The organism is Dactylosporangium aurantiacum, from assembly GCF_000716715.1.
Lineage (GTDB): Bacteria > Actinomycetota > Actinomycetes > Mycobacteriales > Micromonosporaceae > Dactylosporangium > Dactylosporangium aurantiacum.
Window position 1 is genome coordinate 83663 of record NZ_JNYJ01000020.1, and the last position, 11990, is coordinate 95652.

The following is an 11990-nucleotide window of genomic DNA, read 5'->3' on the forward strand; positions in this document are numbered from 1 at the left end:
ATCGCCCGGGAAGGGCCGTAGCGTGCGTGCCATGACCGTGGATGTCGCGCGCCCGCCCCGCCCGGCGCAGGTGACCGTCGCCTTCTGGCTGCAACTGGCCGCCGTCGTGCTGCTGCTGGGACTCACCGGGCTCGCGATCGCCCACGCGGTGCACTACGACCGGGAGATCTCGCGGGTCGCCGCGCTGGTGGGCAGCGCCGACCCGGACGAGGTCCGCGACGAACGCACCGGCAACGTCGTGGCGACGCTGTTCGTCGGCGTCCCGGCGCTGGTGCTCGCCGCCTGGCTCAGCGCGACGGCGCGGCCGGTCCTGCGCGGCAGCAACGTCGCGCGCGTCTTCGTCTTCGTCGCCGGCGGCGGCCAGCTGCTGCTGACCCTCTGCCAGTTCTGCGGCGGCTTCCTGCTGCTGCCGCTGGCGTTCGCCGTCCCGGACGGCGGCGACGACGTGGTCGTGGACGACGGCGTCTCGTGGGAGGAGCACTCGGACTTCCTCGACACTCTCTACGCCGACCCGGACCTGTTCTCCGAGATCTTCTTCGGCGGCGCGCTGCTCGTCGCGCTCACCGTGCTGGTGCTCACCCTCGCCGTGGTGCTGTTGGTGGCGCTGCCGCCCGCGCACCGCTACTTCGTGCCGAAGGCGCCGCAGCCCTGGCCGCCGCACCCGGCGCTCGGGCCGATGCCCTACTACATCTGCCCCGACCCGTCCGCGCACCTGCCGGCCGCCCCCGCACACCCCGAGCCGCCGGCACACCCCGTGCCGCCCGCTCCGGCAGCGCAGCAGGCCACCACCGACGCACCGGCCGGCGACGCACCGGCGGCGGATGCCTAGGACCAGGCACGACGCGCCGGTGGCGGCGGCGTGGGAGCGGCGGGCGGCGAGCAGCTCCGGCAGGTGTTCGGCGCTCGCCGCGGCACCACGGCACGCGGCTCTCAGTGTCCGGCTGACCGGGTCTCCAGCACGGCGAGGTCGCGCTCGGCGTACAGGCGATGCTGCCACTCCTCGTTGAGCACGACCGACAGGCACTCCCGCAGCGGGAAGTCGTGCGGCGGGGGCCACCCCGGACCGTGCACCGGCGTGGTCCGCTGGTCGAGGTCCGCGTCGGTGAGTCCGTCGACGAGCGCGCGGACCGTGGCCATGCGGTCGCGGCGCAGCTCCAGCACGACGTCCAGCGACGGGCGGGCCGCGCGGTCGCGGGGCACGCCGGGGGTGTCCGGCATCCCGTCCCACGGCAGCGACAGCGGGTGCCACGGGGCCGGGTCGCCGAGGACCGCCCGGCGGATCCAGGCCTCGGTGGCGAAGGTGAGGTGCCGCAGCGTCTCGATGAACGACCACTCGCCGTCGACGGACTCGTGCAGCAGGCGCGGGTCGAGGCGGCGGGCCCGCTCGACGGTGCCGTCCCAGAGCCGCTCGACGGTGTCCCACGCCTCGCGGAAGCCGGCCGCGTCGGACGGGCGCATCTTGACCCGGTCGGGGTGCCGCCGGTCGAGCTCGGCCTCGACGAGGGGGCCGACGTCGACGCCGTTGATGGTCAGGTTGACGATCTCGCCGTTGATCTCGGCGTCGACCAGCTCGACGCCGCGCATCACCACGCCGGTGAGGTCCACGTCCTGGAACCTGGCGCCGGCCAGGCGCACCATGCTGAACCGCGCGCCGGACATGTCCGCGTGCTCGAAGCGTCGATCGGTGTCCGTCCCCATACCCGGACCATAGCGCCGGCCGGGTCCGCGCTGCAGTACCAGACGCAGGCCAAACGCTTCGCGAGCAACGGCTACCCCGCCGCGCTGGTCGAGGCGCACGAGTACGACTCCACCTTCGCCCTCCACACGCTCGAGCAGGTCTGGTCCGGGCTCGACGCGCGCATCGACCGCCTGCTGCGCGCCGCCGGCACCGACCGGGTCGACCTGGTCGCGCACTACGTCAACCTCGACGGGCGCACCGCCACCGCCCCGCCGGGCGGCGTGCCGACCCTCGCGATCTGAGGCGAGGGCGACCCGCCCCGCACGATCACCGGCGCCACCAACGTGTCGCTGCCCGACCAGTCGCACACCCAGACGGTCACCTCGGTGGAGAGCTTCGTGCAGGTGCACCGCTTCCTCACCGGCCGGGAGCCGCGCACGACCCGGGTCGTGCCGCAGCGGCGCGTCACGCTGTCCGGCCGCGCCGTGCTGTTCCCCGGTCAACGCCGGGGTGCCGGCCGGCACGCTGCAGGTGTGGGCGCTCGACGCGCTCGGCGGGCGCCGGCGGCTGGTCGCGACCGCCGCCCTGGCCGGCGACGGCGCCTTCGGCCCGGTCGTGGCCGACGGCGGCACCCGCTACGAGTTCGCGGTGGTGCGCGCGGGCGCCGCCACGCACCACTGCCACTTCACCCCGTTCCAGCGCACGGACCGGCTGATCCGGCTGCTCACCAGCACCCCCGGCGAGGGGCCCGGCGCCCTGGTGGAGACGGGCGAGCGGCACGCGGCGATCGTCGTGAGCCGCGACAAGGAGTGGTGGGCGGGCAGCGACCGGCTGCGGATCAACGGGCTGGAGGTGCTCAACGAGGCGAACAGCCCGCGCGTGAAACGGGTCATCGGCATCTTCGCCTTCGACCGGGGCAGCGACGGCGTGACCGACCTGACCGCGCCGCTGCCGGAGTTCTACGCCCAGACCTTCATCACCGGCATGGACGTGTACATCCCGGCCCGCGGCCGCACCGTCGTCGCCGCCCGCGAGCGCGGCACCGGCACCCTCACCGTCCTGCCGATCCCGGCCTGGCCGTCCAGCGGCCACCGCAGCACCGTCAACCTGTGAGCCCCGCACCGCGGCGCCCCTGCGCTCCGGCCGCGGGTGCGGGGACGCCGCCGCCGACCGCCCATCGCGGTGCGCTCTTCTGCCGGTACAGCGGCGGCGAGGACCACCGGCCGGTCGGCCCCGGGCTGTGGATCGTGCGGGAGCCGGCCCGCGCACGGCGGCGACCTGACCTACGAGCCGGGCGACCCGGGCACCCGGTTCGTGCTCACTCTGCCGGGCTGAACGGCCGGCGCCGCAGGGCGTCCTCGACCGTCTCGCGCAGCTGCGCGGTGGTGAAGGGCTTGACCAGGAGCCGGTCGGCGTCGCCCAGCAGGGCGGCGGCCTCGTCGGGGCCGACCGAGCCCGACGCGACGACGACGGGGATGCCGGCCGTCGCGGGGTCCTGCCGTAGCCGTGCGACGACCGCCAGCCCGGTGAGGCCGGGCATCTGATGGTCGGTGACCACGACGTCCGGCGGGTGCCGGCGGACCGCCACCAGCAACTGCTCACCGTCGTCGCAGGTCACCACGTGATGCCCGCAGCGGCGCAGCATCCGGGCGACGAGTTGCCGGACGACCGGGTCGTCATCGGCGACCACCACAGCAGCCATATCATCTTTTTTACCGATTTGGCGTCACTCAAACGGCCGGTCGGAGGGGACGCGCGAGCGGGTGTGGCGGGCGGACCGCGCGACCGGCAGGGTGAAGGACAGCCGCGCCCCACCGCCGGGATTGTCGCTGGCGGTGATCGTGCCGCCGTGCCGCTCGACGACCCGCTGGCAGATGGCGAGGCCCAGGCCGGTGCCGGCGTACCCGGCGGTGCGGTGCGCCCGGTGGAACCCGGTGAAGATCGCGTCGTGCTGGCCCTCGGGGATGCCGATGCCGCGGTCGGCGACGTCCACGCGGACCCAGCCGTCGTCCTGCGGGGTCGCGCACACGTCCACGCGGGCCGGCTGCCCCGGCGGCGTGTACTTCAACGCGTTGCCGATGAGATTGTCCAGCAGCTGCCGCAGCAGCGCCGGGTCGGCGTGCACCGACGGCAGCGCGCCGACGAAGATCTGCGGCGGCGGGCTGGTCGGGTCGGCGGCCAGCGCCGCGAGCCGCTCGGTGACCACGTCGTCGACGACGGCACGCAGGTCGAGATCGCGGGCGTCCAGCACGGCGTCGCGGGCCGCGGCGTAGCCGAGCAGGTCGTCGATGAGCCGGCGCATCCGCGCCGTGGTCGCCAGGGTCCGGTCCAGGACCTCCCGCTCCTGCCGGTGCTCGTGCCCCGGGCCGCCGTCGGCGAGCGAGTCGCGGACGTACTCGGTGAACCCGCCGATCGCGGTGAGCGGGCTGCGCAGGTCGTGGGCGACGATGCCGGCGAACGCGGTGAGCTCCGCCTCGCGCTGCCGCAGCGCCGTGATCGTGTACGAGGACGCGACCGCGCCCGCGATCCGCCCCTCCCGGTCCCGCAACGGCCGGGCGTGCATCATCACGACGTGATGGTGGCCGTCGGCGTACGTCGCGTGCGCCTCGACCCCGTCGACCCGCCCGCCGCGCAGCGCCACCAGCAGCGGCAGGTCCCGCTCCGTGAACGGCGTGCCGTCCGGGTGGGCGAGGCGGACCCGGCGGCTGGTCTCCGCGACCGTCAGCGGCACGCCGGCGTCGGCGTCCACGCCCGGGATCGCCGCGCGCGCCGCCCGGTTCGTGTGGACCACCAGGCCGCCGGCGTCGCAGGTGACGACGGCGACGTCGAGGGCGTCCAGGACCTGCCGCAGGTACGCCCGCTCGGCGGCCAGCTCGTCCCGCGCGGCGCGCAGCCCGGCCTCGGCGGCCTCGCGCAGCGTGAGCTCCTCGCGCATCGCCGCGTTCGCCTCGGCGATGGCCCGCTCCGCGGCGGCCCGCGCGGTGACGTCGTGGAACACCGCCACCGCGCCGGGGCGCCCGGCGCCACGGTGCAGGGGCCGGGCCGACACGGTGATGACGATCCCGTCCGGGTTGGCCGCGTTGCGGATCACCATCGGCACCTGCTCGCTGGGCTCGCCGGCCAGGGCCCGGGCCAGCGGGAGCTCACCGCTCGGGAACGGGGTGGTGCCGTCGACCCGGAAGATGCCGTAGTGCTCCTGCCAGGACTCCGCGCCGGTCTGGCTGTCCTCCACCCCCAGCAGCGCCCGCGCCGCCGGGTTGTGCAGCAGGAACCGGCCCCGCTCGTCGACCACGCCGACGCCGTCGCTGACGCTGTCGACCACGGCGGTGAGCAGGTCCGCGTGCTCGCGCGCCTCCGCCTCGGTCCGCCGCAGGCGCGCGGTCGCGGCCACGACCAGGGCGTCGGCGCGGGCCTGCCGGGTCCCGAGCACGAACGTCAGCGCGGCCAGCAGCCCGCCCAGGCCCAGTCCGGCGGTCGACATCGCCGCCGGGAACGGGCCCGCCCCGGGCAGGTCGGCGGCCACGACGCTGATCCGCAACCGCCACCGGGCCTGCGCCACCGCGACGTCGGCGGTCCGGTGCTCCGTGCGGCGCCGGTCGGAGTGCGCGCGGACGGCGGCGACGACCGCGGGCGCGCCGTCGGCGTCGGGGGCCGTCAGCGTCACGTCCGCGGTGTCCTGGGTGGTGCGCCGCACCGCGGCGGCGATGAAGTCCTGCCCGCGCAGCCCCATCAGCACCCAGCCGAGGAACGGCCGGACCCCGGCCGGGTCCGACGCCCGCGGCGAGCCCGGCGCGCCGTACACCGGCGCGGTCAGCACGAACGACTTCTGCCGCTGGTCCTCGGGCAGGCCCCGGTCGCGGATGAGCAGGTACGTGTCGGACACCGTGACCCCGCCCGAGCGGCGGGCCTCCCACAGCGCCCGCGCCGGCGTCTCCGCCTGCGTCACGTCGATGCCCACCGCACCCGCGGTCGTGCCGTCGAACGCCTCGCTGAAGATGGAGAAGATGTGCCCCGGGCCCGGACCCGCCGGCGTGAGGGTCAGGTCCGGCACGCCCCGCTGCCGCCACAGCGCCTGCACCCGGTCGACGTCGCCGTCCTGCGCCGGCACCATGAACGCGATCGACGTCGCGCCCGCGAGTCCCATGTGCCGCAGCGGCTCGACCGCCTGGGCGAAGTTGCCGGCCGTGAGCGGCTCGAACGCGCCGGCCGCCGCGGCCACGGTGCGCAGGGTGTCGACGTACCGGCCGGTCTCGTGCACGACGGCCGCGGCGACCGCGCTCACCTTGCGGTCCAGCGCCTGCGTCAGCTCCCGCTCCTGGGCACGGTCCAGCACGACCCCGGCCCCGACCGACACGGCCGCGGCGAGGGCCGCGACGAGTGTGGCGAGGACCCCGGCGCGCGGCACGACGGACCACATGACGGGCCTATCGGTCGCCGCGGGCCCGTCCTTCGGTTTTCCGGTGGACTACCTCAGCTGGGGCAGCACCTTGGCACCGAAGGCGTCGACGAACTCGTCGAGCTGCTGCCCGACGTGGTGCAGGTAGATCTGGTCGAAGCCGAGCTCGACGTACCGGTGCAGGATCTCGGCGTGCCGGCCCAGGTCGGCGCTGACGTGCACCGTCCCGGTGACCTGCTGCGGGGTCACGTCCCGCGACACGACGTCGAAGTGCTCGGCGGTCTCCAGGTCCCAGCACACGGGCGGGGCGAAGATGTTGCTGCGCCACTGCTCGTGCGCGACCGCCAGGGCCTCCTCCTGCGTCGGCGCCCAGCTCAGGTGCACCTGCAGGCACAGCTCGCCGCGGCCGCCGGCGGACCGGTACGCCTCGATCATCCGCCGCAGGTGCTCCTCCGGCTGGTTCACGGTGATGAGCCCGTCGGCCCACTGCCCGACCCAGCCGGCGGTCTCCACGCTGACGGCGGCACCGATGAGCTTCACCGGCTCGTCCGGCCGGGTCCACAGCCGGGCCCGGTCGACGGTGACGAGGCCGTCGTGGCTGACCTCCTCGCCGGCCAGCAGCGCCCGGATGACGTCGACGCACTCGCGCAGCCGGGCGTTGCGGAGGTCCTTGCGCGGCCAGCCACCGCCGGTGATGTGCTCGTTGCTGGCCTCGCCGGTGCCCAGCGCCGCCCAGAACCGGCCGGGGTACATCGCCGCGAGGGTCCCGATCGCCTGCGCGATGATCGCCGGGTGGTACCGCTGCCCGGGCGCGTTGACCACCCCGAACGGCAGCTGCGTGGCCTGCAGCGCCGCCCCGAGCCACGACCAGGCGAACGCCGACTGGCCCTGCCGCTCGCTCCAGGGGGAGAAGTGGTCGGAGCACATGGCGGCGGTGAACCCCGCCGACTCGGCCCGCCGCACCGCCGCCAGCAGCGCGGACGGATGGATCTGCTCGTGGGAGTTGTGCAACCCGAAGACCGTCATGCGCCCCCTCATACCCACCGGCCCCCGCGACTCATGCACGGGTCACACCCGCACCAGTCCCGGCTCTGGGCGACGCGTGGCTCGAAGGCTCCGACGCGGAGATCCTCGCGGTCGGCCCGAGCGGCGCCGGCCCCGGCTGGTCGACGTCGTCGTCGGCGCCGGCGTCACGACGCGCCGGTCCGGCCCGGGCGCTGCCAGTGCGTGCGGCCCGACCTCGGCAGCCACCGTGCCGTCCTGCTGTCCGCGGCCACCGCCGAGGGCCTCCGCCGCGGCGTCACCGTGGTCCGGCGGTAGCCGCCCGCGGGGCGGGCCCGGCCGGCGACAGGCGCTCCGCGATCCACGGGGCGGCCAGCGCCGACGGCGGGTCGACCAGCGACGTCACCCTGATGAACGCCGCGGCCAGCTCCGGGTCGTGCTCGGCGGCGAGCTGCAGGCGGCGCAGCGGCTCGGACGGGCCCTCGACGTCGGCGCGCACCGCCAGGGTCCACGGGGCGTCCAGCAGCCGGGCCTGGGCGGCGAAGAACGCGGCCGGCTCGACCGTGCCGCGCAGCACGTCGGCGCACATGGCGGCCACCGACATGCCCTGGCCGTAGACGGGGTTGAAGGCGCAGGCCGCGTCGCCGAGCACCAGCAGGCCCTCCGGGAGCGACTCGAGCTGCTCGTAGCGGCGGCGCACGTACGTCGGGAACCGGAACGGCATCGCCTCGCCGAGCGGGGTCGCCGCGCGTACCGCGTCCGCCGTGTCGGGCACGGGCAGCGACGCCGCGTACTCGGTGAACCCCGGCAGGTCCGCCGGGGCCCGCTCGCCGTGCACGCCGGCGAGGGTGACCAGGACGCGGCCGCCCTCCAGGCGCTGCATGACGGCGCTGCGGTGCTGGCCCGGGAAGCGGGCGGTGGCCACCACGACGTCGTCGCCGAGCAGGTCCTCGGGCGCGGCGAAGACCCGTGAGGTGTACGCCAGGTCGATGCGCACCGACTCCTCCGGCGGCACGGGCAGGCCCAGGTCGGCGAGCCACTGCGGGGCGCGGGACCCGCGGCCGGTGGCGTCGGCGACGACGGCCGCGGGCACGACCCGGGAGCCCGCGCCGTGCAGGCTGGTGACCCGGGCGCCGGTGACCCGCTCGGCGGTGCCGCACACGCCGACGACGTCGTGGCCGTCCAGCAGCGTCACGTTGGGCAGGGCCAGGACGAGGTCGCGGAGGGTCCCCTCGATGAGGGGGCGGCTCGCCGACACCGCGGTCAGCCCGGTGTGCGCCTGGCACAGCCGCCGGCCGTTGAGGTACCAGCGGGTGTTGCCGAGGATGTCGCCCCGGTGCCCGCCGGCGGCGACGATCCGCTCGGTGAACCCGGGCAGCAGCTCCTCCACGACCCGCCGCCCCTGCGGCAGCAGCCCGTGCACGTGCCGGCCCTGCGGCACCGCGCGGCGGTGGGCGTGGGGGCCGCCGCGCGGCAGGACGTCACGTTCGACGACGGTGACCCGGGCGTACCGCTGTGCCAGCGCGGCGGCCGCCATCAACCCGGCGACGCTGCCGCCGAGGACCACCGCGTGGTCCGGATGATGCTTCGTCATGGGGTGTACCTCCTTCACCCCGGACGATCCGCCCCCGGCGGCGCCGCGTCTGCGTCGAAGGACCCACACGCACGGACGGCAAGCCGACGCACCGCGCCGCCACGGCCCGCCCCGCAACGCCGCTCACCGCCGGCCGAGCACGGTCAGCGCACGGTCAGCGCGCTGCCGTCCTCGGCGCCGGCGGTCTCCGCGGTGCCGCCGGCGGCGGGCTCGGCGGACGGCTCCGCGCCGGCCGGCGCGCGGGGCAGCGTGAACACGAACCGTGCGCCGTCGCGGTACGTCTCGTCGAGCCGGATCGTGCCGCCGTGGAACTCCACCACCTTCTTGCACACCGCCAGCCCGATCCCGGTGCCGGTGTACGTCTCCCGCGAGTGCAGCCGCTGGAAGATGACGAAGATCTTGTCGGCGTACTTGGGGTCGATGCCGATGCCGTTGTCCTCGACGCTGAACTGCCACATGCCGTCGGCCTCGCCGACCGCGACCCGCACCACCGGGTCCCGGTCGGGGTCGCGGAACTTGATGGCGTTGCTGATGAGGTTCTGCCACAGCATCGTCAGCAGCGTCATGTCGCCGGGCACGGTCGGCAGCGGCGGGCGCTCGATGCGGGCCCGCCGCTCGGTGATGGCGCCGGCGAGGTTCGCCTCGGCCTGCTCGACGACCTCGTCGAGGTCGACGGAGCGGCTGTCGTCGTAGACCCGGCCGATGCGGGAGAACGTCAGCAGGTCCGTGATGAGCCGCTGCATGCGGGTCGCGCCGTCGACGGCGAACGCGATGTACTGCCGGGCCTTGTCGTCGAGCTGGTCGCTGTACCGCCGCTGCAGCATCTGGCAGAACGAGGCGACCTTGCGCAGCGGCTCCTGCAGGTCGTGCGAGGCGACGTAGGCGAACTGCTCCAGGTCGGCGTTGGAGCGGTGCAGCTCCAGCTGCTGCTGCTCCAGCGCCGCCCGGGCCCGCTGGCTGGCGATGTACGCGTCCACGATCCGCTGGCGCATCGTCTCCACGTCGCCGGTCAGCCGGGCCAGGTCGGCGGGGCCCTGCACGGCGAGCCGGTGGTCGAACTCCCCGCCGGCGACCCGGCGCACCCCGACGCTCAGCCGGTCCAGGGGGCGCACCACCACCAGGCGCAGCAGCACCGCGATCACGGTGATGAACAGCAGCATGAACCCGACCATGCCGAGGAACGCCAGGTCGCGCAGCTGGCGGGCCTCGTCCAGGTCGGCGCGGGCCCGGTCCCGGATCTGGGCGAGGTGCCCGTCGAGGGTGCCGATCCGGGCGCGGACCGCGTCGAACGCGGCCTTGCCGCTGAGCACGGCGTCGACCGCGGCCGCCGGGTCGCCGGCGCGGCGGCGGGTCTCGATCGACGGGTCCGCCACGGTGGTCCGCCACTCGCGGGCCTGCTGCTCGACCCGGTCGAGGTCGGCGAGGGCGACCGGCTCGTCCTCGAGCAGCTGCCGGATCCGGGCCAGCAGCGCCCGCTCGCCGGCCAGCCCCCGGGCGTACGGCTCCAGGAACCGCTCGTCGCCGCTGAGCAGGAACCCGCGCACGCCGGTCTCCTGGTCGACCAGGGCGGCGGTGAGCTCGACGACCGCCGTGCGGGCCGGGGAGATCCGGTCGCTGAGCCGGTTGGACACCGACGCCGTGCGTGACAGCACCGCCGTGCCGACCGCCGCGCCGGCAAGGACCAGGACCACCATCACGATCAGGACCGAGGCGAACCAGCGGGACGTGCTCCACTGGTCCCACCTGCGCGCCCGTGGGGCTTCAGCCGTGCCGATCACAGCAGGCACGGTACGCGATCAGCGGCGGTGCCGCTTGATCACGACGTGCCGGAGGCCCGCGGGTCGAAGGTGGAGGCCGCGCGCAGCTGCTCGAACAGGTGACGCTCCGGCTCGGTCAGCGTCGCCGGGACCGTGATCCGCACCTCGGCGTACAGGTCACCGGCGGCGCCGCGCGGGTTGGGCAGGCCCTGACCGCGCAGCCGCAGCCGGCGCCCCGACGGCGTCCCGGCCGGCACGCCGACGCGGACCGGGCCGCCGGGCGCGTCCAGCGGCACCTGCGCACCGAGCGCCGCCTCCCACGGCGCGACCGGCAGGTCCAGCACGACGTCGCGGCCCTCGACCCGCCAGCGTGGATGCGGCGCGAGGTGCACGACGAGGTACAGGTCGCCGGGCGGGCCGCCGGCGACGCCCGGGTTGCCCTGGCCGGCGAGCCGGATCCGCTGGCCGTCGACCACACCGGCCGGGATCCGCACGTCGTAGCGGCGGGGCCGGCCGTCGGGGCCCGGCAGGCTCACCTGGTGCCGGCCGCCGCGGAAGGCGTCCTCGATGCCGATGGTGATGCCGGCCCTGGTGTCGGCGCCGGGGACCGGGCCGGGCCCGGTGCCGTGCCCGCCGCCGAACATGCTGCCGAGCAGGTCCTCCAGGTCGACGTCGACGGAGGTGCCGCCGGCACCCGGCCACCCGCCACCCGGCTGCTGCCAACCGGCGGCGGCGCCGGGCTGCTGCCAACCCGCGGCCGCGCCCGGCCGGCCTGTGCCGGGCGACGCGCCGGCGGTGGCCCGGGCCCGCCGGCGGGCGCGCGAACGGTCGTACGCGGCGCGACGCTGCGGGTCCGACAGCACGTGGTACGCCTCGTTGATCTGCTTGAAGCGCTCCTCGGCGCCGGGGTCCTTGTTGATGTCGGGGTGCTGGCGGCGGGCCAGGGTGCGGTATGCGCGCTGGATCTCCTCCGGCGTAGCGTCCCTGGCCACGCCGAGCACCTGGTACGGGTCGCGGTCCTCAGCCACCGTCGCGGCCCGCTTCCGGCTGCGGGTCGGGCCCGGTGTCGTGCGCCGCGCCGGGCTCGGTCCGGTCCGCCGGCTCCAGGCCCGGCGGCGCGCTCACCGCCACGACCGCCGGGCGCAGCAGCCGGTCGCCGTCGCCGTACCCGGGGCGCAGCACCCGCACGACCGTGCCCGGCGGCGCGTCGCTGTCCCGGTCGACCTCCGCCGCCTCGTGCCGCACCGGGTCGAACGGCTCGCCGACCTCGCCGACTGGGGCGAAGCCGAGCCGGGCGAGGACGCCGACCGCCTGCTCACGCACCCCGGCGACGCCCTGCACGATCGTGGCCGGGTCGGCGCCGGCGTGCTGCAGCGCCAGGTCCAGGTTGTCCAGCACCGGCAGCCACGCGGCGGTCACCGTGAGCCGCTCCTCCTCCCGCTGCCGGGCCGAGTTCCGGTCGGCCCATTTGCGAGTGTTCTCCACGTCGGCGGCCGCCCGCCGCCAGCGTTCGGTGAGCTCGGCGACGTCCTCGGCGGACGCGACCGCGTTGTCGTCGGCCAC

At 75.8% G+C, this 11990-nt stretch carries 11 protein-coding genes; 3 read left to right on the forward strand and 8 right to left on the reverse strand.

Features of this window, described 5'->3' with window-relative positions; all coding sequences use genetic code 11:
• Nucleotides 1-31: 31 nt before the first annotated feature.
• A complete protein-coding gene (locus OP18_RS22090) occupies nucleotides 32-829 on the forward strand; it encodes a hypothetical protein (protein WP_033360882.1) in 798 nt (265 codons plus the stop codon).
• A 101-nt stretch (nucleotides 830-930) separates the two neighbouring features.
• On the opposite strand, the gene OP18_RS22095 is transcribed toward OP18_RS22090, so the two are convergent.
• Entirely contained in the window at nucleotides 931-1698 is a 768-nt protein-coding gene (locus OP18_RS22095; RefSeq protein ID WP_033360883.1) for a DinB family protein, read from the reverse strand.
• On the opposite strand from OP18_RS22095, the gene OP18_RS55370 reads away from it, so the two are divergent.
• Together OP18_RS55370 and OP18_RS52870 are read left to right on the forward strand one after the other, a co-directional pair.
• The gene (locus OP18_RS55370) at nucleotides 1666-1980 is read left to right on the forward strand and encodes a lipase family protein (protein ID WP_081970991.1); all 315 of its coding nucleotides are present in this window, start codon (nucleotides 1666-1668) and stop codon (nucleotides 1978-1980) included. The genes OP18_RS22095 and OP18_RS55370 overlap by 33 nt on opposite strands.
• 208 nt (nucleotides 1981-2188) lie before the next feature.
• Nucleotides 2189-2791, forward strand: a complete 603-nt coding sequence (locus tag OP18_RS52870; protein WP_052387123.1) for a hypothetical protein — start codon at nucleotides 2189-2191, stop codon at nucleotides 2789-2791.
• 205 nt (nucleotides 2792-2996) lie between these two features.
• Here the strand turns inward: OP18_RS52870 and OP18_RS22105 are convergent, their stop codons facing one another.
• The 7 genes from OP18_RS22105 to OP18_RS22140 all read right to left on the reverse strand — a co-directional run bounded on the left by OP18_RS22105 (nucleotide 2997) and on the right by OP18_RS22140 (nucleotide 11990).
• Nucleotides 2997-3380 carry a response regulator gene (locus tag OP18_RS22105; RefSeq protein ID WP_033360884.1) on the reverse strand — a complete coding sequence of 128 codons (384 nt, stop codon included), beginning with the start codon at nucleotides 3378-3380 and terminating at the stop codon, nucleotides 2997-2999.
• Between the two features lie 24 nt (nucleotides 3381-3404).
• Complete coding sequence (locus OP18_RS52875; protein WP_052387125.1) at nucleotides 3405-6095, reverse strand: ATP-binding protein; 2691 nt, start codon at nucleotides 6093-6095, stop codon at nucleotides 3405-3407.
• A gap of 48 nt (nucleotides 6096-6143) precedes the next feature.
• Nucleotides 6144-7100, reverse strand: a complete 957-nt coding sequence (locus OP18_RS22120; RefSeq protein ID WP_033360885.1) for a TIGR03885 family FMN-dependent LLM class oxidoreductase — start codon at nucleotides 7098-7100, stop codon at nucleotides 6144-6146.
• A gap of 274 nt (nucleotides 7101-7374) precedes the next feature.
• Nucleotides 7375-8670: an FAD-dependent oxidoreductase gene (locus OP18_RS22125; RefSeq protein WP_052387126.1), complete on the reverse strand. Its 1296-nt coding sequence runs from the start codon at nucleotides 8668-8670 to the stop codon at nucleotides 7375-7377.
• Between the two features lie 143 nt (nucleotides 8671-8813).
• Complete coding sequence (locus OP18_RS22130; protein ID WP_063745560.1) at nucleotides 8814-10448, reverse strand: sensor histidine kinase; 1635 nt, start codon at nucleotides 10446-10448, stop codon at nucleotides 8814-8816.
• Nucleotides 10449-10486: 38 nt separating this feature from the next.
• Complete coding sequence (locus tag OP18_RS22135; RefSeq protein ID WP_033360886.1) at nucleotides 10487-11455, reverse strand: DnaJ C-terminal domain-containing protein; 969 nt, start codon at nucleotides 11453-11455, stop codon at nucleotides 10487-10489.
• Entirely contained in the window at nucleotides 11448-11990 is a 543-nt protein-coding gene (locus OP18_RS22140) for a nucleotide exchange factor GrpE (protein WP_063745561.1), read from the reverse strand. Before OP18_RS22140 ends, OP18_RS22135 begins: the two co-directional genes overlap by 8 nt.

Excerpts from the sequence above, each read along its gene's own strand:
- OP18_RS22090 (WP_033360882.1), top strand. The coding sequence starts at position 32 with ATGACCGTGGATGTCGCGCGCCCGCCCCGCCCGGCGCAGGTGACCGTC.
- OP18_RS22095 (WP_033360883.1), bottom strand. The coding sequence starts at position 1,698 with ATGGGGACGGACACCGATCGACGCTTCGAGCACGCGGACATGTCCGGC.
- OP18_RS22105 (WP_033360884.1), bottom strand. The coding sequence starts at position 3,380 with ATGGCTGCTGTGGTGGTCGCCGATGACGACCCGGTCGTCCGGCAACTC.
- OP18_RS52875 (WP_052387125.1), bottom strand. The coding sequence starts at position 6,095 with ATGTGGTCCGTCGTGCCGCGCGCCGGGGTCCTCGCCACACTCGTCGCG.
- OP18_RS22120 (WP_033360885.1), bottom strand. The coding sequence starts at position 7,100 with ATGACGGTCTTCGGGTTGCACAACTCCCACGAGCAGATCCATCCGTCC.
- OP18_RS22125 (WP_052387126.1), bottom strand. The coding sequence starts at position 8,670 with ATGACGAAGCATCATCCGGACCACGCGGTGGTCCTCGGCGGCAGCGTC.